General features: G+C 60.5%; 23 protein-coding genes. 11 read left to right on the forward strand and 12 right to left on the reverse strand.

Translation table 11 applies throughout. The features are described from left to right. Positions 1 to 4: 4 nt before the first annotated feature. Both H2Z84_RS08475 and H2Z84_RS08480 read left to right on the forward strand, forming a co-directional pair. Entirely contained in the window at positions 5 to 316 is a 312-nt protein-coding gene (locus tag H2Z84_RS08475) for an antibiotic biosynthesis monooxygenase family protein (RefSeq protein WP_181835586.1), read from the forward strand. Next, entirely contained in the window at positions 313 to 921 is a 609-nt protein-coding gene (locus tag H2Z84_RS08480) for an FMN-binding negative transcriptional regulator (protein WP_181835587.1), read from the forward strand. Before H2Z84_RS08475 ends, H2Z84_RS08480 begins: the two co-directional genes overlap by 4 nt. Before the next feature lie 146 nt (positions 922 to 1,067). Here the strand turns inward: H2Z84_RS08480 and H2Z84_RS08485 are convergent, their stop codons facing one another. Together H2Z84_RS08485 and H2Z84_RS08490 are read right to left on the reverse strand one after the other, a co-directional pair. Further along, positions 1,068 to 1,613: a YaeQ family protein gene (locus H2Z84_RS08485; protein WP_181835588.1), complete on the reverse strand. Its 546-nt coding sequence runs from the start codon at positions 1,611 to 1,613 to the stop codon at positions 1,068 to 1,070. An 83-nt stretch (positions 1,614 to 1,696) separates the two neighbouring features. Then, positions 1,697 to 2,377, reverse strand: coding sequence for an MliC family protein (locus tag H2Z84_RS08490; protein ID WP_181835589.1), 681 nt, complete (start codon positions 2,375 to 2,377; stop codon positions 1,697 to 1,699). 252 nt (positions 2,378 to 2,629) lie between these two features. On the opposite strand from H2Z84_RS08490, the gene H2Z84_RS08495 reads away from it, so the two are divergent. Both H2Z84_RS08495 and H2Z84_RS08500 read left to right on the forward strand, forming a co-directional pair. Then, positions 2,630 to 4,099: a DEAD/DEAH box helicase gene (locus H2Z84_RS08495; protein WP_181835590.1), complete on the forward strand. Its 1,470-nt coding sequence runs from the start codon at positions 2,630 to 2,632 to the stop codon at positions 4,097 to 4,099. A gap of 192 nt (positions 4,100 to 4,291) precedes the next feature. Beyond that, positions 4,292 to 5,113 (forward strand): substrate-binding periplasmic protein, encoded by an 822-nt coding sequence (locus H2Z84_RS08500; protein ID WP_181835591.1) that lies wholly within the window; start codon positions 4,292 to 4,294, stop codon positions 5,111 to 5,113. Between the two features lie 15 nt (positions 5,114 to 5,128). On the opposite strand, the gene H2Z84_RS08505 is transcribed toward H2Z84_RS08500, so the two are convergent. Next, the gene (locus tag H2Z84_RS08505; protein WP_181835592.1) at positions 5,129 to 5,722 is read right to left on the reverse strand and encodes a TetR/AcrR family transcriptional regulator; all 594 of its coding nucleotides are present in this window, start codon (positions 5,720 to 5,722) and stop codon (positions 5,129 to 5,131) included. Between the two features lie 170 nt (positions 5,723 to 5,892). Here H2Z84_RS08505 and H2Z84_RS08510 point away from each other — a divergent pair, with 170 nt between their 5' ends. The 5 genes from H2Z84_RS08510 to H2Z84_RS08530 all read left to right on the forward strand — a co-directional run bounded on the left by H2Z84_RS08510 (position 5,893) and on the right by H2Z84_RS08530 (position 11,771). Continuing rightward, positions 5,893 to 6,717, forward strand: a complete 825-nt coding sequence (locus H2Z84_RS08510) for an AraC family transcriptional regulator (protein ID WP_181835593.1) — start codon at positions 5,893 to 5,895, stop codon at positions 6,715 to 6,717. A gap of 131 nt (positions 6,718 to 6,848) precedes the next feature. After that, positions 6,849 to 7,397: a YbhB/YbcL family Raf kinase inhibitor-like protein gene (locus tag H2Z84_RS08515; RefSeq protein ID WP_181835594.1), complete on the forward strand. Its 549-nt coding sequence runs from the start codon at positions 6,849 to 6,851 to the stop codon at positions 7,395 to 7,397. Positions 7,398 to 7,490: 93 nt separating this feature from the next. Beyond that, complete coding sequence (locus tag H2Z84_RS08520) at positions 7,491 to 8,810, forward strand: hypothetical protein (protein ID WP_181835595.1); 1,320 nt, start codon at positions 7,491 to 7,493, stop codon at positions 8,808 to 8,810. 204 nt (positions 8,811 to 9,014) lie between these two features. Next, a complete protein-coding gene (locus H2Z84_RS08525) occupies positions 9,015 to 10,922 on the forward strand; it encodes a sensor domain-containing diguanylate cyclase (protein ID WP_181835596.1) in 1,908 nt (635 codons plus the stop codon). Positions 10,923 to 11,054: 132 nt separating this feature from the next. Then, entirely contained in the window at positions 11,055 to 11,771 is a 717-nt protein-coding gene (locus H2Z84_RS08530; protein WP_181835597.1) for a pseudouridine synthase, read from the forward strand. An 18-nt stretch (positions 11,772 to 11,789) separates the two neighbouring features. On the opposite strand, the gene H2Z84_RS08535 is transcribed toward H2Z84_RS08530, so the two are convergent. From H2Z84_RS08535 to H2Z84_RS08570, 8 genes are all read right to left on the reverse strand, one after another. Then, positions 11,790 to 12,125, reverse strand: coding sequence for a rhodanese-like domain-containing protein (locus H2Z84_RS08535; protein WP_181835598.1), 336 nt, complete (start codon positions 12,123 to 12,125; stop codon positions 11,790 to 11,792). Between the two features lie 1,227 nt (positions 12,126 to 13,352). After that, positions 13,353 to 14,804 carry a methyl-accepting chemotaxis protein gene (locus H2Z84_RS08540; protein WP_181835599.1) on the reverse strand — a complete coding sequence of 484 codons (1,452 nt, stop codon included), beginning with the start codon at positions 14,802 to 14,804 and terminating at the stop codon, positions 13,353 to 13,355. Next, positions 14,804 to 15,358 carry a PAS domain-containing protein gene (locus H2Z84_RS08545; protein ID WP_181835600.1) on the reverse strand — a complete coding sequence of 185 codons (555 nt, stop codon included), beginning with the start codon at positions 15,356 to 15,358 and terminating at the stop codon, positions 14,804 to 14,806. Before H2Z84_RS08545 ends, H2Z84_RS08540 begins: the two co-directional genes overlap by 1 nt. A 139-nt stretch (positions 15,359 to 15,497) precedes the next feature. Further along, the gene (locus H2Z84_RS08550) at positions 15,498 to 16,178 is read right to left on the reverse strand and encodes a Fe2+-dependent dioxygenase (RefSeq protein ID WP_181835601.1); all 681 of its coding nucleotides are present in this window, start codon (positions 16,176 to 16,178) and stop codon (positions 15,498 to 15,500) included. Positions 16,179 to 16,292: 114 nt separating this feature from the next. Continuing rightward, a complete protein-coding gene (locus tag H2Z84_RS08555; protein WP_181835602.1) occupies positions 16,293 to 18,461 on the reverse strand; it encodes a TonB-dependent receptor in 2,169 nt (722 codons plus the stop codon). Positions 18,462 to 18,639: 178 nt separating this feature from the next. Further along, positions 18,640 to 19,050, reverse strand: a complete 411-nt coding sequence (locus tag H2Z84_RS08560) for an ExbD/TolR family protein (RefSeq protein WP_181835603.1) — start codon at positions 19,048 to 19,050, stop codon at positions 18,640 to 18,642. Next, positions 19,037 to 19,714: a MotA/TolQ/ExbB proton channel family protein gene (locus H2Z84_RS08565; RefSeq protein ID WP_181835604.1), complete on the reverse strand. Its 678-nt coding sequence runs from the start codon at positions 19,712 to 19,714 to the stop codon at positions 19,037 to 19,039. The genes H2Z84_RS08560 and H2Z84_RS08565 overlap by 14 nt, the downstream gene beginning before the upstream one ends. Then, on the reverse strand, positions 19,711 to 20,421 hold the full coding sequence (locus H2Z84_RS08570; protein WP_181835605.1) for an energy transducer TonB: 711 nt from the start codon (positions 20,419 to 20,421) through the stop codon (positions 19,711 to 19,713). The genes H2Z84_RS08565 and H2Z84_RS08570 overlap by 4 nt, the downstream gene beginning before the upstream one ends. A gap of 172 nt (positions 20,422 to 20,593) precedes the next feature. Here H2Z84_RS08570 and hslV point away from each other — a divergent pair, with 172 nt between their 5' ends. Beyond that, positions 20,594 to 21,154 (forward strand): ATP-dependent protease subunit HslV, encoded by a 561-nt coding sequence (hslV, locus tag H2Z84_RS08575; RefSeq protein ID WP_103526111.1) that lies wholly within the window; start codon positions 20,594 to 20,596, stop codon positions 21,152 to 21,154. Positions 21,155 to 21,222: 68 nt separating this feature from the next. After that, complete coding sequence (hslU, locus tag H2Z84_RS08580; RefSeq protein ID WP_181835606.1) at positions 21,223 to 22,563, forward strand: ATP-dependent protease ATPase subunit HslU; 1,341 nt, start codon at positions 21,223 to 21,225, stop codon at positions 22,561 to 22,563. 25 nt (positions 22,564 to 22,588) lie between these two features. Here the strand turns inward: hslU and H2Z84_RS21125 are convergent. Further along, a partial coding sequence (locus tag H2Z84_RS21125) for a hypothetical protein (protein WP_220272745.1) occupies positions 22,589 to 22,996 on the reverse strand: 408 nt, incomplete at its 5' end.

Genomic DNA, 22,996 nt, shown 5'->3' on the forward strand with positions numbered 1-22,996 from the left:
CAATATGTACGTGGTGATTTTCCGGGCGGTGGCCCGCCAGCTGGACGAGGAATACAGCCGGGTAGCGGCGCAATTGCGGGAACTGGCGTTAAGCCGCTTTGGCTGCCTGGAGTTTGTCGCGGTGAATGAAGACGGGCAGGAAGTTGCGCTGTCTTACTGGCCGGATCTGGGCAGTATCCGCGCCTGGAAAGCCGATGCCGATCATCTGCTGGCACAGCAACTGGGACGCGAGCGCTGGTATGCCGGCTACCGGGTACAGATTGCCGAGGTCGTGCGTGACTATGCTTTCCCGGTCAGCACGGGGGAACAGCCATGAGCCTGTACTGCCCTGCGGCGTTTGCTGCCGAAGCTGACTATGCCCGCCAGGTGATGGCCGATAATCCGCTGGCCACGCTGATTACCCAGGCCGATGGCGAACCCTGGCTCAGCCATGTGGTGCTGCTGCCTGATCCAACCGAAGCAGATTGCCTGCTCGGTCATCTGGCGCGGGCCAACGGCCATGCCGGGGTGCTGTTTGGGCAAGACAGTGTGGCGGTGTTTACCGGTGTGCATGGCTATGTCTCGCCGCGCTGGTATGTGTCGGACGGCATGGTGCCTACCTGGAATTACCGGGTGGCGCATGCCCATGGACGGGCCGAAGGGGTGGAGGGGGAGGCGCTGTCGGCCTTATTGCAGCAGCTGGCACTGCAGTTTGAAGGCGAGGCGGGGTGGAATAGCAGCGCACTGTCGGCGCAGGCCATGGCCGCCATGCAGCGCGGCATTGTCGGCTTCCGGCTGCGGGTGCAACGCTGGGATGTCAAGGCCAAGCTCAGCCAGAACCGGCTGCCGCAGGATAGGCAGAGCGTGATCGCCGCGCTGGAGCAGGGCGATGAAGCCGCCCGTCAGCTGGCAGCCAGCATGCCACGGCCTGTGCACGGCTAACCAAACCGTGTACGACGACGCAGACGGTAGCCGAAGTCCTGGCGCACCGAGGTGCAAGGCCGAAGTGGGCTGCAGTAGGTTTTGGAGCCGGTTGACGATCTGGCGGACACAGAATGAGTCGCATTGCGCAGATCGTAAACCAGTTCTTAATGCGGCACTTTCAGCGGCTCTACCTCCACCAGCACGCTGCGGCTTTCGTCCGCCAGCCACAGTTGGCCGTCTTGTACGGTGGCGGTCAGCTGCATGCTGCGCTGGCACAGGCTGGCCAGTTCGGCCAGGGTGGCCGTGCTGATGCGGTAGACGCTGAGCTTGTCCAGCTTCACCAGCTTGTTTTCGATCTGCGGCCACCATACTTCGCTGGAGCGGCCGCCATGGCTGTACAGCACTACCTTGTCGGCACGGCTGCAGGCTTTTTTCAGGCGTTTTTCATCCGGCTCGCCCAGCTCGATCCACAGTTCGATTTCGTCGCTGTAATTCTTCTGCCACAGTTCGGCTTCGTCGTCGGAGCTGAGGCCACGGGTAAAGCTCAGGGTTTCACTGGCGTTCAGCACAAAGGCCACCAGGCGCACCATCATGCGCTCCACGGTTTCCGAAGGATGCTGGGCCAGGGTCAGGTTGTGGCTGGCATAGTAGCCGCGGTCCATATCGGAAATCGACAGGCCGGCTTTATAAATGGTGGCTGTAAGCGCCATGATGAGGTGTCCGCAATGTGGGGGTGAAGGCCGCCGCACTGGCAGCGGCCGTAATCTGGAACAAACCGGGGGCGAGTCGGGCGCTATTGCTCTGGCTGGCTGATGCACAGCAGGCTTTCGCCTTTCCAGTTGATGCTGGCTTCCTTGCCCCGGATGGTGAACTCGACATTCTGGCCGGCGTAGCGGGCACCGCCGGTGACCAGTTCCTGCTGATGCAGGATGACCTGGCTTTTGCCACGGACCAGCCGTGCCGTTGCCGGCTTGGTGCGATAAAAGGTGGCCAGTACATCGTTATTGCCGCCACCACCGCACAGGTAGTGCAGCGGGGTCAGCGAGGGTGCCAGCTCCCAGCCGGCCTGCAGTTCGGTAATGCGCAGAATATAGGTATCCCCCAGGCACATATGGGGATTGTCGTTCTTCATGCATTCCTTGAGATTGTGCGCCCAGCGCCGTTGCTCCTGTTCCAGTTTGTTCTGGCTGGGTGCGCCGGCGCTGTTTTGTCTGGCCTTGTCCATGGCCTGGGTGAAAACCTTGTCCAGGCGGTTGCCCAGGCGGATCAGCCCTTCATCCTGGCACAGCATGGTTTCCATGGCATTGGCCGGCTTGTTGCAGTCGAATTCGGTGGCCTGCATGGTGGGCGTGGGCGGCAATGCCGGCGGTATGGGCTGGCGCAGGCCGCCACGGCTGCCGTTTTTGTCCGGCCCGGTACCAAGCGAGTGCGATCCGTTCAGGGCATGCGCCTGGCCGGATACGAGCAGTAGCAAAAGGACTGCGAATGGTACTGGGGGGATTTTGAGCATGCTTTATTGTGCCATGCGGCGCGATGTTACGCTGCACCAATGCGCAGGATGATTTCCCTGGCCGGGCAATTGTCTGTAAACTCGCCGACTTCCGCGTCTTGCCAATCGGCGCGCAATGCAAGCCTCATCCCGAGGCCTTCCGCATTTATTTCAACCGTTTATCGTCAGCCTAGATTGGTGTCGCTTACTGCGATCAGGCAGTCGCAGGAGTGCAGTATGTCCGAAATTACCTTTGCTGACCTTGGTCTGGCGCAAGCTTTGTTGCGTGCAGTGGCCGATACCGGCTACACCATCCCCACGCCGATTCAGGCACAAGCCATTCCCCAGGTACTGCAAGGTGGCGATCTGCTGGCTGCCGCACAGACCGGTACCGGCAAGACCGCTGGCTTTACCCTGCCGCTGCTGCAGTTGCTGATGGACAAACCCTCGCGCCAGCCCGGCAAGCCGCGTGCACTGGTGCTGACGCCCACCCGCGAACTGGCTGCCCAGGTGGAAGAATCGGTGCGCGAGTATGGCAAGCATCTGCCGCTCAAATCCATGGTGATGTTCGGCGGCGTTGGCATCAACCCGCAGATTTCCGCCCTGAAAAAGCCGGTAGACATCCTGGTGGCCACGCCTGGCCGCCTGCTCGACCATGTCAGCCAGCGCACGCTGGATTTGTCCGCCGTGGAAATCCTGGTGCTGGACGAAGCCGACCGCATGCTGGACATGGGCTTCATCCACGATATCCGCAAGGTACTGGCCCTGTTGCCGGCCAAGCGCCAGAACCTGCTGTTCTCGGCCACCTTCTCCGATGAAATCAAGACCCTGGCCGACAAGCTGCTCAACCAGCCCAAGCTGGTGGAAGTGGCTCGTCGCAATACCACCAACGAGCTGGTAGACCAGCGCGTGCACCTGGTGGACCGCGACAAGAAAACCGATCTGTTGATCAAGCTGATCCGCGATCACAACTGGTATCAGGTGCTGGTGTTTACCCGCACCAAGCATGGTGCCAACCGTCTGGCGGAAAAGCTGGACAAGATTGGCATCCCGTCGGCGGCCATTCATGGCAACAAGAGCCAGAATGCCCGCACCCGTGCCCTGGCCGATTTCAAGACTTCCAAGCTGCAGGTGCTGGTGGCTACCGATATTGCCGCCCGTGGCCTGGATATCGACCAGCTGCCGCATGTGGTCAACTTCGAATTGCCGAATGTGCCGGAAGACTATGTACACCGTATTGGCCGTACCGGCCGCGCCGGCAGCCCGGGCGAAGCCGTTTCGCTGGTTTGTGTCGACGAGTTCAGCTTCCTGCGTGAAATCGAGAAGCTGACCAAGCAGTCCATCGCCCGCTTTACCATTCCGGGTTTCGAGGCGGACCTGAACGTGAAACCGGAGCCGATTCCCATGGGTGGCAACAGCGCCGGCCGTGGTCGTGGCCAGGGTGGTGGTGGTCGTCAGGGGCAGGGCGCACGTCAGGGCCAAGGTGCTGGCAAATCGCGTCACGAACAGCAGAGCAAGCCGACCGGTCATGGCCATCGCCCGACCGGCAGTGCGCCGCGCAGCAAGGCCGCCGAGCCGCGTAGCCAGGGCGGCCAGCCGCAGCCGGCCCGTCAGGCCGCCACGGCCAAGCCGGGCAATGCCCCGCAACAGCGTCGTAGCCAGCCGGCACGCCCGGTATCGGCCTTGCTCTCGCCCAACAAGCGCTAAGTCGGAGGGCCCGGTCGGCGCGGTTGTGGCCGAGCGCCGGGCTTGCTGTCACCGCTGGTGGCCCGTATGCTGAAGTGAACCGAGTCACTGCCGCGATCGTCAATACATGACGGCAATGCCAGGCAGTGACCGTCGCGGGGAAGTCTGGCGTTATCACGCCAGTGGCTAACGATTCGAGTTAGGGAGCAGGTCATGAAGCAATGGCTTGCAGGTCATGCCGGTACCATCCGGCATGTTGCCCTGGGCATCATATTGCTGGGGTGGGCGCTGGCCGCATTGGCCGCGCATGGCACGCTGCCGGGAGGCAGCCGCTTGTCCATTGTGTTGGCGTCCGATGAGTGGCCCCCTTATCTTGGCAGTCATCTTCCCGACAACGGCATTCTGTCCCGCGTGGTCACGGCAGCTTTTGCGCGCGCCGAGGTCACTGTGGTTTACCGATTTCTGCCGAATAACCGCAGCTTGCAATCGGCGCGGAATGGCACTGCGGACGGCAGCCTGGGCTGGGCTCCCAGCCCCGAGCGTTTGCAGGACTTGCTGTACAGCCTGCCGGTGATGTCGGCCCGCATGGTGTTTTTCCAACGCAAGTCAGAGCAGCGACGCTGGACGCAACTCGCTGATCTGGCCGGGCTACGCATCGGCATTACCATCGGCAATTTCTATTCCGCAGAGTTCGACCGCCTGGTGCAGCAAGGTGTGCTGCATACCGATGGCGCGGCGGATGACCTGAGCAATTTCCGCAAGTTGCTGGCCCGGCGCATCGACCTGTTTCCCATTGAGGAAGATGTCGGCCAGTTTTTGCTGGCGCGCAATTTCTCCCCCGCGCAGGCCGGGCAGCTGTCCGGCAGCCCGGCATTCTGGTCCGCACCCTTGCATGTGGTGATCTGGCGGCGGCATCCGCAAGGTGCCGAGCTGATTGCCCGCTTCAATCGCGGCTTGCAGGCCTTGCAAAGCAGTGGTGAATTCGAGCGCATGGTGCGGGAAACGCGGCTGGCCTGCCAGCGCAGCCAGCCTTGACGCGCCGCTGCAGGATCAGCCGGCCGCCGGGGCTAGCTGGCCGGCAATCTGCGCTGCAGCTTCCTCTAGTAGTTGGGCAGACAGTGCGGGGTCGTTAACAGCACGCGCCAACAGCAAGGCACCAACCATCAGGCTCAATTGCACAGTCGGTTTGAGTGGGTGGCTACCATTGGCGGCATCCTGCTGTGCGGCCTCGGCCAGTGCGGCCAGCTGTTGCTCTAGTCCGCTGGTAAACGCCTCGCGCGCGGGACTGCCACGCCGGCTCAGCTCGCCGGCCAGTGCGACTGCCACGCAGCCGGTGTCCGGAAAATCCCGATGCTGAATGCTCAGGTAGTGCTCGCCCACCGCCAGGCATTGCTGGCCTGGGGCGGCTTGCTGGCCTTGCTGCTGCCACTGCAGTGACATCTGCTGCATGGACTGCTGGCAGACCTGGGCAACCAGATCCTCCTTGTCCTTGAAGTGCCAGTAAAAGCCGCCGTGGGTCAGCCCAAGGTCGGCCATCAGGTTGGCAATACCCACCGCTGCAATGCCTTCCGAGCGAAAGCGCAGGCTGGCCATGTCCAGAATGCGCTGGCGGATGGCGGTTTTATGTTGTTTGTCGTAACGCATGCGTGCTCCCGCTGGGGATTAGCTGATTTTTTATGATGTATATCATATAAACAATAGCCAACTTAATCAGCAAGATAGCGTTTAACGAATTTGCCGGTGGCAGTCGGTATTTTTCTGCAGCCATGAGGGCAAGACTTGCCGGCCGCACCGATTCGCGCTGCAATGCAGGCATGTCTTCATCATCTGTATTGGCCGGCACGCTGGCCACTTACCACTCGCGCCGGCAACAAAGAATCGCCCGCGTGCCGATCTGGCAGTCGCAGCTGATTGCCGTGCTGGAAGGCTGCAAAATCATCCACACGGACAGCGGCGAGCTGATCTGCCGCGCCGGGGACTGGCTGCTGCTGCCTGCCGGACAGGAGCTGGAGCTGGTCAACCAGCCGGATGCCGACAGCGGTCACTACCTGGCCCTGGCGCTGACCCAGGACCGGCAATGGCTGCAGCGCTTTCATGCCCTGCATGGCCACTTGCTGCTGCAGGCAGCGCCGGGTAGCCCGGTATTCACCCCCAGTGCCAACAGCCGCCAGGCTTTGCAGCAGCTAGTGAGTACGCTGGAAAACGCGGATGACCCCATGGCGCAGGCCTGGGCCGAGCATGGCTGGCAGGGCTTGATGCTGGCCTTGTTGCAGCAAGGCCAGGGCCGCAGCCTGTTGCTGCTGCCGACCGAGGATGCCCGCCAGCAATTGCAGTCACTGTTTGCATTCGATCCAGCACATGACTGGACGCCGGCTGCAGTGGCCCAGCGGCTGGCCATGAGCGAGGCGACGTTACGACGGCGGCTGGCTGCTGCAGCCACTACCTTTTCTGCCTTGCTGACGGAAGCGCGGCTGGCGCATGGGCTGGGGCTGGTAATGACTGGGCGCCAGTCCTTGCTGGACGTGGCCCTGGCCAGTGGCTATCAGTCGCCATCGCGCTTTGCGGCGGCATTCCGGCGCCGCTTTGGCCTGACGCCCAGTGCACTGCGTGCCACCCGCGAACTGCCCGAAGAAAGTTGAGCTGCTTGAGCGGCAAAGGCGATGCGCTGAGCGGCTGCGGCGCGCTGCGGTCGATTGGTCTGCCTAGAATGATGCAGGCAATGCGGCCATCTCTGCCGCTGTGCATCCTTTATTCTTCGTGGAGTAACACCATGGTCCGTCATTTATTGCCGACTCTTGTTTTTGGTCTGTTGTGCAGCACGGCACACGCGTTTCAACTGGGCAGTAGCGAGGTAAAAGCCGGCGGCACGCTGTCGCGGGCCCAGGAATTCAACAGCTTTGGCTGCAGCGGTGGCAATACCTCGCCTGCACTTGCCTGGAGCGATGTGCCGGCAGGCACCCGTAGCTTTGCGCTGACTGTCTATGACCCGGATGCGCCAACGGGTAGTGGCTGGTGGCACTGGCTGGTATTCAATCTGCCAGCGGCCACCCGCTCGCTGCCGACGGGGGCCGGTAGTGCCGATGGCCAGCACTTGCCGGCCGGCAGCGTGCAGAGCAAGACCGATTATGGCCAGCCGGGCTTTGGCGGTGCTTGCCCACCGCTGGGTGACAAGCCTCACCGTTACATCTTTACCGTACATGCACTGAAGGTGGACAAGCTGGACCTGCCGGCTGATGCCATGCCGGCGCTGGTGGGCTATATGCTGAATGCCAACAGCTTGGGCAAGGCCAGTTTCACTGCCTTTTACGGCCGTCATTGAGGGCAGCAGGCCGACGAGACTATGGCATCGTCATCTTGACGTGGACGGGCTTACACGTTAAACAAGGTTTTATTTCTGTTGTGAGCCCCTGTCATGTCGCGCCTGCATACCTTTGTCACCCCCCGGCCCGATGCCGCATTGATGCAGTTTCTGGTGCCGGTCAACCGCTGGCTTAATCTGCATGGTGTGCCGTTGCTGCGCGACCTGCCTGTACTGGGGCGGCTGCCCGGCTTTTCCGGCGTAGCCGATATCCGCGAATGGCATGTGCCGCGCGAGCACGAGGCGCGTCTGCAACAGGCGCTCAGCCCGCGCAATGTCAGTTTTATCGGGCCCAATCATCCCGAATTCTTTACCGACTGGATGATAGACAAGGAGCTGTCGGCCCGGTATGCGCCACAGCTGGCCAGCTGGGCCACGCATACCGTGGTGAATGGCATGGGTGCTGCCATGCAGCGTTTCTGGCTGCGCAACAACCTGATTGCCCAGATTCCGGGTGCCGCCAGCCAGGCGGCCAAGCAGCATTCCGTAGATTGGGCTTTGCAAGGCCATGGTGTGCTGTTGCACCCGGAGGGCGCAGTTGGCTGGCATGCCGACTGGCTGGCGCCGTTGTTTCCGGGGATTGCCGAACTGGCGCTCAGCGCGCATGCCCGCTTGCAAGCCATGGGACTGGAGCGCATGCCGCCGGTGCATATCGTCCCGGTGGTGTGGAAGTTGCGCTTTTTGCATGATGAAACCCGAGCCATCCGCCGCGAGCTGTTGTGGACGGCAGCCCGGCTGCGGCTGGATGTCAGTCCGGATGCCGACTTGCCGCAACAGTTGTTCCAGCTATTGAGTGGCGTGCTGGAGCGCGAAGCCACCCGCTGTGATATCGGCTTGCCCTTGCGGCATGAACAGGCCTATTTCGAACGCCAGTTGCACTTGCAGCAACAACTGGCCACCCGGCTCGACCTGCTGGCCGGCGCAGAGCATGCCAGCCTGAGCCAGGGGCGCCGCTGGAGCCGGGTGCTGCGGGAAAGCCAGGATGAAAGCCAGCGCCAGGGCATGAAGCCATTGCTGGCAGCCTGGGAGCGCTTGCAGCGGCTGGCGCCTGCCGCCTACAGCCAGCCTTTGCTGGCGCAAGAGCAGGTGGCCGAATGTATCAAGCGGGTGCGCAACGATTACTGCAAGGGACGTCTGCGCGACACCCTGAACGCCTTCTTCCCACGGCCGGCTGGCCCGCGCGCGCTGTACATGCGCGTAGTGGAGCCTATCGACATCAGCCGCTGGTTGCTGGAACAGCCTGATGGCAGTGCCGCCGCCCTAGTGGCGCAGATGCGCATCAGCATGCAGCAGGAACTGAACAGTCTGCTGGACGGACTGCATAAGCGTGAGCCCTACTGGACCCTGCCCAACCCGCTGATCAGCCGCGCCTGAGCGCTACACATGGCTGGCACCTGCCGGCTATCTGGCCTGTTTGTTCGATCAGTACCACACGCCGCTAGCGTAAATGGATGAATCCGTGGATTTATCCCAAATGCTTAGCTATTCTTGCTGCCCATGCCGCGACACAAATGACGAATCCTGTTTTGTCTGGTCACGGCCCTATGGGGAGTCGCGGTGAGCACATCAGGCAAAACAGTGAAGCCATGGCTGGCCAGTGCTGGCGGGACCTTGGCCAGTGCGGCTGGGCTGTGGCTGTCGGCGCTGCTATCCATGCAGTTACCGCGCTCGGTAGATTTTGGTGTACTGGCTTTGCCGCTGTGGCTGCCTGCCGGGCTGGCGCTGGCCATCGCCATGCACTGGGGTTGGCGCAGCGCTGGCGGCCTGTGGCTGGGCATGGCGGTCAGCAATGCGCTGGTATTGCACTATGCCTGGCCCGCGGCCCTGCTCATTGCGCTGGGGCAGAGCGGCGCCCCCTTACTGGCCGCCTCGATGTTGCGCCGGCAACAGGCTTTGCCATTCTATCGGCTGTCCCGTGTGTTGATGTTTCTGTGGTGTGGGGTGCTGGGTAGCGCCTTGCTCTCTGTTGTGTGGAGCGGTTTTTTCCTGGATGCCGGCATCCTGCCGGCTGGCGTTGAGCGCTGGCAATGTCTGCTGGCCCGTGGACTGGGTGAGCTGAGTGGCATGCTGGCGCTCACGCCTTCTGCGCTGTTCCTGCTGCAGGCGGAGCCGGCCCGTTATAGCCGTAATCCGGCCCGCTGGCTGGAAAGCATGCTGCTGCTATGGGTAAGCCTACTACTGGCGGTGGTGGAATTCATCGTGGCCGATTATCGCCATGGCGTGGCGGCCAGCCTGTGGCCGCTGTTCTTTATCGCCCTGATGTGGGTGGCTTTTCGCTGCCGATTGGCATTGGCTTACTGGCTGCATAGCGGCATTGTGTTACTGGCTTTCGCCGGTGTGCTATTGCATAACGGTGCTGCCTATCAGGACCCCGGTCTTAGCGGCATGGCTGCTGCCGGCATGCTGTTGCTGGTGCAGTCACTGGCCTTGCTGGTGTTTGGGGCGCTGGTGGCCGAGCGGCGCTTTACCGAAGACTGGTTGCGTCGTGCCAACCAAACCTTGGAAGGTAAGGTGGTGGAGCGCACCCGCCAGCTGGCAGAAAGCGAAGCCCGTCTCAAGCTGATGGCCGATGCTTCACCCTTTCCGCTGGCCATGAACAATCTGAACGGCGGCGGACTGATCTACGCCAATGCCCAGGCGGAAAGCCTGTTCAAGTGCCGGCTGGATGGGTTGCAACGGCGGGTGCAGGATTTTTATGTCGATCCGGCCGAGCGCGAGGGCATTTCCGCCCTGCTGCGCAGCCAGGGGGCGGTGCGGGATCATGAAGTCCAGCTACATGATGCCGAAGGGCGGCAGTTCTGGGCGCTGGTGTCCTGTGCGGTGGTGCATAGTGATCAGGAGCTGTATGTCATCAGTGGCATCAATGACATCAGCGAACGCAAACGGCTGGAACGCAGCCTGCACGCTGCCAACGATGCCTTGCGCCAGCATGTGGCAGAGATCGAGTCATTGCAGGTTGGCCTGCGCGAACAAGTCCGGCGCGACCCGCTGACCGGCCTGTTCAATCGCCGCTATCTGGATGAAATCCTGCCCCGTCTGCTGGCGCACATGCTGGCTCTGGATGGCACGGTGGCTGTCATGATGCTGGATGCAGATCACTTCAAGCGCATCAATGACAGTTATGGCCATCAATGCGGCGATGCCGTGCTGGCCGCGCTGGGCGCTTTTCTGCGCGACCGTTTTCGCAGTGGCGACATTGTCTGCCGCTATGGCGGCGAGGAATTCTGCATTCTGATGCCTGGCATTGCGCTGGAGGCCGCCAGCCACAAAGCCGAACAGCTGTGCGCGGCAGTCCGGCAGCTGCCCATCCAGGCGCTGGAGCACCAGCTGCACATTACCCTGTCCATCGGCTTGTCGGTGTGCCCACTGCATGGCGAAGACCCGGAAAGCCTGATCCACGCCGCCGATGCCGCGCTGTACCAGGCCAAGGCGCTGGGGCGCGATCAGGTACGACTAGCCAGCAACACCCAGCGTGTCTTGTCCTGAGCTTGCTGGCGATTCCTTTTCCCGCGGCCCGCTGGTCTCTGCAGGTACTGCCGCATAGCAGGCATCGTGGCAGGTACCGGCTGACGATGGGCCGCCATGCCGGCCAGCGGGTGGCGTGCTAACATTCCGCCCATGGAACTCTACAGACTCTTGCAACAACAAGGCTTTGGCAGCCGCAAGGAATGCCGCAAGCTGGTGGAATACGGCCTGGTGGAAATCAACGGCGAAGTGGCCGAGGATTACCGTCAGTTGTGCAGCCTGGATGATATCGACGAACTGGTGGTGGACGGCGAGCCGTGGCCGCTGCAATCCGGCCCCATCTACGTGATGCTGCACAAGCCGGATGGCTATGAAACCTCGCACAAGCCCATGCACCACCCCAGTGTCTATACCCTGCTGCCGTGGCAGTTTGGCAATCTGGATATTTCGGCAGTGGGCCGGCTGGATGTCGACACCACCGGCTTGCTGCTGCTGACCAATGACGGCCAGTTTGTGCATGCGCTCAGTTCACCGAAGCGTCACGTGCCCAAATGCTATGAGGTCACCCTGAAGCACCTGGTACAACCCGAGCTGGTGAAGCATTTGCTGGCAGGGGTTTTCCTTAAGGATGACAACGAGAAGATCGCTGCCGACCAGGTGGATGTGGTGGATGAGATCACCATCCGCATGACGATTACCCAGGGTAAATATCATCAGGTGAAACGCATGGTGGCCGCTGCCGGCAACCGGGTGATGAATCTGCACCGGCTAACGGTTGGCGAGCTTAGTCTGGGAGAGCTGGATGAGGGGCAGTGGCGCTATCTGAGCGCCGAGGAGCTGGCCAGTTTCGGCTTTGCACCGAGGGGCTGAACTGATCCGGGTGGTGCTTTACAGCAGCTGGTGCAGCTTCTGCATGGCTTCGCGCATGCCACCGATGCTTTCGATATGGGTGTAACCCAGGCTGCGCAGTCGGGCTGCGGCCAGTCTGGCCCGTTCACCGGTACGGCAGTAAAGTGCCAGCGGGGTGGCCGGGTCGGGAATGGTGCTGCGGGCCTGTTGTTCCAGTTGTTCCAGCGGTAAAGAACGGGCGCCGGGGATGTGCTCGGCGCTGAATTCTTCGCTGGAGCTGACATCAATCACCAGCCGGCTCGAGCCGCTTAGTAGTCGCTGTGCAAAGGCAGCTGCGGTTACGCCACCCAGTAGTGCACCAAAAAGATGTTTCATTGCCGTCCTGCCCTGTCATCAAGGGGTGAGCCTGCGTGGCAGGCTTTGCTTATATCTTGCAGTCTTGCATGCATTTGCCATGGCGGGCATTGTGGCAATTACCTAGCGTAATGAAATATTGTGTAAATCGTTTGTTTAACTTCAGCCAGCCAGGCTGGTGCGAAAATCCTGCCATCCCATCCAATCCAATCCAATCCAATCCAATCCAATCCAATCCAATCCAATCCAATCCAATCCAATCCAATCCGTCCCTGGTTTGACGGGGTAGGCACCTAGGTCCTCTCTTAGGCGCGTTGCCTCTTGAAGTAATGCATTGTGTTTCGTCCGTGGTGGGCGACGGTGTGAGCGACTAGCTCTGACTGTGAATGTACTTGGCAAGTGAAGCGGCCATGGTGGGGTGGAGCCATGTCGGGTTTGGTGCAATCTCGTTATTGCTCTGGCCCCTGTCGCCATGTCCTTGGGGGCAGGCCGCGACGACTTTTACCTTGGTATCCGGTCCGGTCCGATCCGGTTTGCTGCTGCGAGGTGTTGCGCTGGATTTCTAAGTAGCAGCTACCGATTTCCTGGGGCTGCTTGCAGTATTTTGCAAGGAGATTTGTTGTTGATTTTTTTGCCTAAAAATTAATCAAACATTGTTTTGTAATTTAAATAATGAAATACATGATTTATTTACGTAATGATTGGTTGTGATATCTCGAGATGTGCTTTGGACAGGATGGCCTGTGTTGAATAGCCGCATGTCAGGGGCGACTGCAGTGCGCGAGATCGCGCAAACCCTAGCTAGCTGCACGATGGCTCGCTGTAGCAGAGCCTTCCTGCCAGCGTGCTAGCAGGTAGCAGCTACAGCGTGATGGCAGGATGGACGGTGGATGTGGTGAAGCAATGGCGTGTGCAGGGTGCTAGGTGGTGGCTAATACTGCCTAGGGTGGCTGCTGCTGCAATTCACCGGTGAAGTCATCGCGAGGACCTGGGTGTGCGGTGGGGTGTTGTGGGTGCAGATCCTGCAGGCTGGGCAATCTAGGGATAGGCCGGTTGGCTCGAATCAACGCAGGCCCGGTTGTCAGCCGCAGTGGCACGCTGCCGGCAGGGGGTATGTCATCTTCATCATGCAAACAGCCCGCATGCGCGGGCTGTGGTTTGTTCAGTGACGTCGTGTTGGTTTGTGCTGAGCGGCACTCACAAAAAACCTGCGGCGGCCTTGCATCGCCTTGCCGCAGGGACATTACGCTATTTTGTTCGCTGCTCTTGGCGTGGGTGCTTTTCTTCCACCATGCGGTCCAGCAGTTGCAATACCTGCGCACTATCGCTTTCCAGCGCCTGCATGTGGTGCAAGATGGCATCTTCGTCGAGCACTGCCTTGTTGGTGGCTGCGGCAATGGCCTGCTCGATGTTGTCGGCAACGCGCTGGTCGGAGGAGGCCAGCTGATTGAAGGAACGGGTGTCGCCAAAGCTGTTACGGCCCTCACTCTGACGCCACGGTGCCAGATCGCTGCCGTGGGGAATATCCATGCCTTCCTCGATGGCGTGATAGACCATCTGCTTGTGCATGACATGGCCCACCTTTTGTAGTGAAACCTGCGACATATCACGCACTTTCTGGACTTGGCCCAGCACGGTATCGGACTGTTCGGCCAGGGTGCTGAAGCGATTGCGGAAGGACTCAACCGAAGACTTGACCTCGTCGGCTACCGATCCGGCTTCACCCGCGCGGCTTTGCATGTCGCCAATGCGGCTGGACAGGCTGCCCAGTACTGACTGCACCCGATGGGCAGTGTCCTTGCTGCGCTCGGCCAGCTTGCGGACTTCGTCGGCCACCACGGCAAAGCCGCGGCCCATTTCGCCGGCGCGCGCGGCTTCGATGGCGGCGTTTAGCGCCAGCAGATTGGTTTGGTCGGCAATGGCGGAAATGGCGGCCAGCGATGATTCGATGCCGGTCCATTCTTGCGCCAGCGCACTGCTGGCTTCGTTCATGCTTACCACGCTGCCGGCGATCGTGTCCATGTGACCGGATAGCAGCACGGCGCTCTCCAGGCTCTCGCGTGAGGCGCTGGCGGTGTCACGGGTGATGCTGGAAACCTGGTCCATAGCCGTGCTGATCTGTGTCAGGTCGCTTTGGTTGCTGGCCAGGTTCTGCCGCAGATGCGGGTTGTTCAGTGCAGCCAGCTGGGACGACAGGCGATTCTTGCGGATATAGCCGTCATTGTCGGCCATGGCCTGAATGGCACTGTCCACATTGCGCAGCGATTCGGCAAACATGCCGGGCAAGCCCTGGCTGAGCGGGCGGCGGGTGTAGTCGTTGTCACTGACCCGGCGAAAGCTGGTGTTGATTTCCTTGAAGTAGGTTTCCACCAAATCGAGAAAGTCGTTCAGCTCCCAGGCCACCAGGCCCACTTCGCCCATGTCGCGAGTGCGCGAGGCGCGGTGGTGCAGCTCGCCGTCGCAGGCGTAGCCCAGTTGTTCGTGCAGGGTGTTGAGCACCGTGAAGATGCGGCCGCTGCCCAGCCAGATCATGATCGACAGCAGCAAGGAAAACACCACCAGGAAGACTTCTACACCCAGTCGCCAGCTATCTGGCAGCAGTAGTGAAGCCAGTACGGTGCACAGCGTCAGGATATTGAAACCGATCAGCCAGAAGCCAAGACGGGTGCGCAGAAAGGGTGAACGGGTACGGCGGGCCATTATGCGGTTTTCCCGGTGGTGAGGTGGGTGTCGAGCAGCGACAGCACAAAGCTTTCATAGCTGTGGCCCTGCTTTTCCAGCTCCGCCAGCAGCCACTCCATGGAGGCATCCGGTGCGCTGGCCTTGTTGTGGCTGCTTTCCAGCTGGCACATTTTGGCATAGATGGGGATGACGGTTTCTACCGCACGACGGCCCGGTGGGCGGCGTACCGAAAAGTAACCCTCCAGCTTGTTTTTGCTGTCGTAGTCCGGGGTGACGTTGGCCAGCACCCAGTAGTAATTACCGCTGGCGGTGTAGTTTTTTACCACGCCGAAAAACTCACGCCCGGCCTGCAGCGTCTTCCACATCAGCCGGTACACACCGCGTGGCATGTCCGGGTGGCGGATGAGATTGTGTGGTTTACCCAGTAATTCGCTTTCCGGGTATTCAGCCAATTGCATGAAGACGCGATTGGCATAGGTAATGTGGCCGGTACTGTCGGTCTTGGTGACAATCAGTTCATCGGCTTCGAGCTGTACTTCCTTGCTGGTTTCGGTTCTGATCAGCTGCGTCATGGAGGGTTTCCGCTGGGCTTATGCGTACAAGCATATGTCGATTAAGTAGCTCTGTAGGGAACTTTACTTACTTGTGACGGAAAATTTCATGACAGTAATCAGTTTTTTTAAGATTGAAACAAGAAATATCACCGCAAAACTATAGATCAGCCCACATGCGCAGCAGGTTGTGATAGTTCGCCGTCAGCGTGACCAGTTCGGCGGTATCGCCGTGTTGCTGACGTAAGCGGGAAATGGCCATGTCCATGTCGAACAGCAGGCCACGTTTGGCATCGTCACGGATCATGCTTTGCGTCCAGAAGAACGAGGCAATGCGCGCACCACGGCTAACCGGCTCCACCCGGTGCAGGCTGGTGGAGGGGTAGAGCACCATGTCGCCGGCGGGCAGCTTTACACTGTGCAGGCCGTAAGTATCTTCCACCACCAGTTCGCCACCCTCGTATTCGTCTGGCTGGCTGAAGAACAGGGTGCAGGACACATCGGTACGTACCCAGCTTTGGTCAAAGGGATGGCTGCGCACGGCATTGTCCACGTGATTGCCAAAGTCCATACCGCCCTGATAGCAGTTGAACAGCGGTGGAAACACGGTCTTGGGCAGCGCGGCAGAGAAGAACAGCGTATTGCGTTTGAGCGCCGCTTCCACCATGGCTTGCAGTTCGCGGGCGATCTCCAGGTGTTGTGGCAATTGCAGATTGCGTTTGACCTGGGCCGACTGGCTGCCGGCAGTGATGCGGCCATCGGCCCAGTCGGCCTGGGTCAGCAGCATGCGGCCATGTGCCAGTTCTTCTGGTGTCAGCACCTCGGGGATATGCAGCAGCATGGCGTTTATTCCTTTTATATAGATTTTTTCTGGATGACTCAGCCGGCCACCGTGGTGATCGGCTGAGTGTGGCTGCTGCCCAGCGCCATCGCGTAGCAGGGCAGCAGGGGCGGCTTAGTATTTCAAGCCGACGGTCAGCTGTGCTTCACGCGGTGTGCCCAGGGTGGCATGACCGCCATAGGCACCATCGAAGTACTTCTTGTTGGTCAGGTTGTTCAGGTTCAGTTGCACGCGGTAATGCTTGGTCTCGTAACTGAGCATGGCATTGCCGATGGTGTAGTCCGGCAGGTAGTTGACATTGGTTTCGGTGGCATAGCGTTTGCCGACATAAGTGGCACCAATACCGCCGGTGATCAGGTCGGTAAACTTGTAGGTGGTCCAGATATTGGCGGTCGCGCGTGGGGTATAGCGCGGCATCATGCCTTCGGTACCGGTCTGGCCCTGTGCGGCCGGAGCTGCCTTGTCGATCTTGGAATCCATCAGGGTGACACCGGCAAAGACTTCCCAGCGCTCGGTCAGGCGGCCGCTGCCTTCCACTTCCACGCCATTGGTGTGACGTTTGCCGGATAGCACCACCACGCTGGTATCCAGCGGATCGGTATTGCGCTCGTTGGTCTTTTCGATGCGGAACAGCGCCGCACGCAGGCTGGCATCGCCATCCAGCAGGTCCCACTTGGCCCCCAGTTCGATATTGCGGTTTTTCTCCGGGTCTACCTTGGCGGTGGCTTTGTCCAGCGAGTAGGTCTCGCCGGACGGGTTAAACGATGTGCCATAGCTGAAGTAGTAGGACTGGGCCAGGTCCGGTTGCCAGATCAGGCCGCCGCGCCAGCTCCATACATTGTCAGTACGTGACAGGTCGTAGCTGTTGCTGCTGTTCAGGCTGCCGTTGGCGTTGTAGGCGCGGACGTTGTAATCCCCTTCGAAGCGGTCGAAGCGGGTGCCCAGTACGGCTTTCCATTGACGGTTCAGCTCAATGGTATCCATGGCGTAGAGGCCAATATTACTGGCCTGGAACTGGGTATTGCTGGTGCGATAGCGTGCCAGATTCACGGCATCGGCCGAGTTGGGGTTGCCCACGGTGGTGGACGGCACGCTGTTGAGCAAGGCGTAGCGGCTAGTGTCGGACAGCTCGTAGCTCAGCTCCATGCCGGTCAGCAGGGTGTGGCGGATGTCACCGGTGGCAAAGCGGCTGGTCAGGTCGGTCTGGTTATTCCACGACTGGTCCACCCCGTCGCGCAGTGGTTTGCTGCGACGCATGATGGCGCTGTCGCTGGTGTCTGTGCTGGCCAGGCGCGGGGCGGTGGGGCTGACATCACGCCAGAAACGGTTATAGCGCAGCTGGTTGGACAGCTCCATGCCGTCGCCAAAGTCGTGGGTGATCTTGGCGGTGACGATGTCGGCGGTGGTCTTCTCGAAGTCGCCATCCAGCCCGTAAAACTTGCTGCGATCCACGTTCAGCGGTTGGCGGGTGGCCGTGTTATACGGCACGCCGTAGTCCGGCACATTGTTTTCTTCCTGGTGCATGTAAGACAGCACCACGGTGGTGGGCTCGCCCAGGCCGAAGGCCACCGACGGTGCAATGCCCCAGCGTTCGTTCTTGGCCGCACCACGGTCGCTGCCATCGTGGGTGTCCATCAGGCTCAGTCGCACGGCAGAGTGGTCGCCGGTCGTCTGGTTGATGTCGGCGGTCACGCGCTGGAAATCGTTGGTGCCAATGGTGAGGTCGCCTTCCAGCTTGCTGCCCAGGTAGGGCGACTTGCTGACCTGGTTGACCACGCCGCCGGTAGAGCCGCGGCCAAACAACATCGAGCTGGCACCCTTCAGTACTTCCACCTTGTCATCGTTGAAGGCATCGCGGTTGTACTGACCGATGTCGCGCATGCCGTCGCGATAAGTATCGGTGGCAGCGGAAAAGCCGCGAATCACCACCTGGTCGCCGGTGCGGCCACCTTCGCCAGCGGCAAAGGTAATGCCCGGTACATTACGCAGGGCGTCTTTCAGCGTGGCGGCGCCCTGATCCTGCATCAACTGCTGGTTGACCACGGTGATGGACTGCGGAATATCGCGCAGCTGCTGCTTGGTTTTGCCGATATTGCTGGTCACCGTCTTGTAGGTGTCGCGTACCGGGGCTTCACCTTCTACGGTGACGGTTTCCAGTGTCTGGCCGGTTTCAGCCGCCAGCGCCAGGCTGGGGCTCAGCGCCACGGCCAGCATGCCGACTGCCATGCGTGCCGGCAGTTTGCGCTGCTGCAGGTGGGCGGATTGCTGCAAGCTCTGTTTCATGGATTCCTCTCTTATTGTGTGTCATGCACGGTGTTATGCCTGCCCTGGTGCCGGGAGAACGGCGCAGCCGTCCCCGCACTCCGTGTGGGCGGAGCGTTGCAATGGGCCAGGCATGGGGTGGGGCCGGCCGGTGTGTCACCCCCGTGACGTACCGACCCGCAAAAAATGCGCGGCTGCGCTAAGGTGCTTCGGTGACGAAGCCAATGCGGCTGACGCCGCTTTGCTGAGCAGCGGCCAGCGTGGTGGCCACCAGCTCGTAACGCACGCTCTTGTCGGCACGCAGGTTCAGTTCAACCTTGGGGTTGGCCTGCACGGCTGCGCTAAAGCGTGCGGTCAGTGCCTCGCGCTTGACCGGCTGATCGTTCCAGAACACGCCGCCATCGGCAGCGATGGACAGGCGGATCTGCTCCGGCTTGTCCTGATGCTGTGCCGCCGCCGCTTGTGGCAGATCCAACTTCACGTTATTGGTCAGCAGCGGTGCGGTGATGATGAACACCACCAGCAGCACCAGCATCACATCCACCAGTGGTGTGGTGTTGATTTCGGCCATCGGCGCGCCGGGGCCTTTGTCAAAACTACCGAAGGCCATGGTCGGACTCCGGCTGGGTCAGCAGTTGGGCATGCAGATCATGGGCAAAGTGATCCAGCTGCTGCGACATCACGCGCTGGCTGCGGGTGAAGGCGTTATAGGCCAGCACTGCGGGAATGGCAGCGGCCAGACCGGCCGCAGTGGCGATCAGTGCCTCGCCAATCGGCCCTGCCACGGTGGCAATGCTGACCTGGCCGGCCGCGCCGATGTTCACCAGTGCGTGATAGATACCCCACACCGTGCCGAACAATCCGATAAATGGCGCGGTGGAGCCGATCGACGCCAGCAGGGTCATGCCGGCTTCTTGCCGGGCATTTTCCTGTGCCAGTGCCTTGCGGATGGCGCGGGTGACGAATTCGTTCAGATCGCAGGCCTTGCCCAAGGAGCGCTCGGCATGCTGCTGATGGTGACGCAAGGCTGCCAGACCCTGGCGGGTGATCTGTGCCATCGGAGCGTTGGACTCGCTCAGGGCTTGCTCGGCACTGTGCCAGTCCGGTGCATCCCACAGGGCTGTTTCGGCCTGGCGATTAGCCTGACGCAGACGCAGGGTTTGCACCCCGCGCTGCAGGATCAGCGACCAGGTGGCAATCGACATCAGGATGAGAATCATGAATGTTGTGATCAACACAACATCCCCTTGCTGGAAGACGGTCAGTAGCTTCATGGTTTACGCAGGTTCTTCAGGGAAAATTGAACAGGGACAATAAAGGTATAAGGAATGGCCTCGTCACCACGCTTGGCCGGGATGAACTTCCAGCCGCGCACCGCGGTCAGCGCCGCCCGGTCCAGCCGGGGAAAGCCGCTGCCTTGCTCCAGCTCCACCGCAACGGGCAGCCCCTGGGCGCTCACCTGAACGCGCAGGCGTACGGTGCCGGCTTCTTCCATCTCGACCGACAGTGGCGGATACAGCGGCTTCGGATTATTCAGATAACCACCACGGTACAGTGGCTCGTGTACCACGGGCGTAGGGGCGGGTGTTGTGGCCGCGCTCACCGCAGTGGCAGGGCTGGTTGGCGCCGTGTCCGGGTGTTCGGCGCTGGCAGGCTTGGCGGTTGCTGCTGCGGCACGGGCTTGTGTGGGTGCCACGGGTGTCGGCTTTGGCGTGGGGGCGAGCACCGGGCGTGCCGGAGTAGGTTTGGCCGCAGGGTGTGGCCTGGCCTTTTGGACGGATGGTGCCGGAGCAGGTGCAGTGACCGCACTGGGCGCTGCCAGCGTCATGGCGGGCAGGCTGTCGAGCCGGGGCAGCTGTACCGCCGTCTGGCTGGCCAGCAAGCCTGTCACTAATAGCAGTGCCAGCGCATGCAAGCCACAGCTGCCCAGCACCGCGCCGGTGGCTGGCGCAGTGTCGGAAGATTGGAGTCGCAGATTCATGGCAATAATGATAATGCAAACCATTATCATTATCAATTATTAAGATTGATGAAGTGCTGTAGTACCAGCACCCCTGCCGGCGTTAGGGTTGGCTTGCAATCCCGGTGATTGGCTGCATATTGGAAAATGCACGTCTGCATGGCGCAGACCACCTAATGTATTGGAAAGAAACATGCAGCAGTTTGACGGAACCACCATCGTTTCCGTCCGTCGCGGCGAGCGCGTGGCGCTGGGCGGCGACGGCCAGGTAACCCTGGGCAATATCGTGATCAAGTCCACGGCCCGCAAGATACGTCGTCTCTATCACGGCAAGGTGCTGGCGGGGTTTGCTGGCGGCACGGCCGATGCCTTCACCCTGTTCGAACGCTTTGAAGCCAAGCTGGAAAAGCACCAGGGCCATCTGGTGCGCTCCGCTGTCGAACTGGCCAAGGATTGGCGCACCGACCGCATGCTGCGTCGGCTGGAAGCCATGCTCATCGTGGCCGATCAGGAATCCACGCTGATCATCACCGGCAATGGCGACGTGCTGGAGCCGGAGCAGGGCATTGCCGCCATCGGCTCTGGTGGCGCATTTGCCCAGTCTGCCGCGCGCGCGCTGTTTGAGAACACCGAGCTGGACCCGGCGGTGGTGGTCAAGAAGTCGCTGGAAATTGCTGGCGACATCTGCATCTATACCAACCAGAACCACCTCATCGAAACACTGGGGGCCGAACCCCAGCCGGCTGCCGAATAAACCCAGCCTTTCGTCCCCATCGATTCACGGGCCGCTGCGTTGCGAACGCGCCGGCCGGGAGTACTGTCATGACCCAGATGACCCCGCAAGAAATCGTTCACGAACTCAACAAGCACATCATCGGCCAGGACGCCGCCAAGCGCGCCGTCGCCATTGCCCTGCGCAACCGCTGGCGCCGTCAGCAAGTGGCCGAGCCGCTGCGCAGTGAAATCACCCCCAAGAACATCCTGATGATAGGCCCCACCGGCGTGGGCAAGACCGAAATCGCCCGCCGCCTGGCCCGCCTGTCCGGCGCGCCCTTCATCAAGGTAGAAGCCACCAAGTTCACCGAGGTCGGTTATGTCGGCCGCGACGTCGACACCATCATCCGCGATCTGGTGGAAGTGGCGATCAAGGAAACCCGCGATGCCGCCATCAAGCGCAACCGGGTGCGTGCCGAGGATGCCGCGGAAGACCGCATCCTCGACGTGCTGCTGCCGCCTGCACGCAGCCAGGCAGGTTTCTTTGGCGAACCGCAAGCCGAAGAAAGCAAGCCGGAAGACGGTCACACCCGGCAGAAATTCCGCAAAATGCTGCGTGAAGGCAAGCTGGACGGCAAGGAAATCGAAATAGAAGTAGCGGCACCGCAGTCCAAGATGGAAATCTTTGCTCCGCCGGGCATGGAAGACTTCTCCAGCCAGTTGCAAAACATGTTCCAGGGCATGAATGCCGGCAAGAAAAAGGCCAGCAAGCTGAAAGTGGCCGAGGCCTTCAAGTTGTTGATCGATGAAGAAGCCGCCAAGCTGGTGAATGAAGACGAGCTCAAGGCCGAGGCACTAAAGAATGTCGAGCAAAACGGCATTGTCTTCCTCGATGAAATCGACAAGGTCACCAGCCGCTCGGAAGGGCAGGGGGCCGATGTCTCGCGCGCTGGCGTACAGCGCGACTTGCTGCCCTTGGTAGAAGGCACTACTGTCTCGACTAAATACGGCATGGTCAAGACTGACCACATCCTGTTTATTGCCTCTGGCGCCTTCCAGCTGTCCAAGCCGTCCGATCTCATTCCGGAACTGCAAGGCCGCCTGCCGATCCGGGTCGAACTCTCCTCGCTATCGGTCGACGACTTCGTGCAGATCCTCACCAGCACCGATGCCTGCCTCACCCGCCAATACCAGGCGCTGCTGGCCACCGAGGGTGTCGAACTGCAATTCGAGGAATCCGGCATTCGTCGCCTGGCCGAGATCGCCTGGCAGGTTAACGAGAAAACCGAAAACATCGGCGCCCGTCGGCTCTACACCGTAATGGAAAAACTGCTGGAAGAAGTGTCCTACGATGCGCGCTCGGGCAGCTGCCAGATTGATGCTCATTATGTGGATGGCAAGCTGGACCTGCTGTCGCAACGCGAAGATCTCGCCCGCTACGTCCTCTGATTTCCCTCCGACTCTCTATATAGAGTCAACCAGGAAGCCCCAGACAGCGCCCGATAGGGCGCTGTCTGTTTGTTGGGCGTCGAGATAACCATGCTAAATGGCATAAATACAGAATTAATTCACGATTCGCTGAGCAGATTGCTAATCTGGCTGGCGTCGCCTGATGGGCGATTGCCGTTTTTCTGCGGTAAGTCAGCAGGATGATTAAAAAAATTAAACATAAAAATCGTTTTAAATCATAAAGATAAAAATGATCTTGTGAATTATGGCCATTTCTCAGTAAAAAGGCGTTGACGAGGGTGGGGCGTGGCGGTATAGTTCGCCTCCTCAGCAGACAACGCAGCGACGGAAACGAAACGCAGCGACCTGCACCGCTCTTTAAAAAACAGAATAACCGATAGGTGTGAGTGCTTGGCGAAAGCCAAATACTTGC

The organism is Aquitalea aquatica, assembly GCF_013911085.1.
Taxonomy (GTDB): Bacteria; Pseudomonadota; Gammaproteobacteria; order Burkholderiales; family Chromobacteriaceae; genus Aquitalea; species Aquitalea aquatica.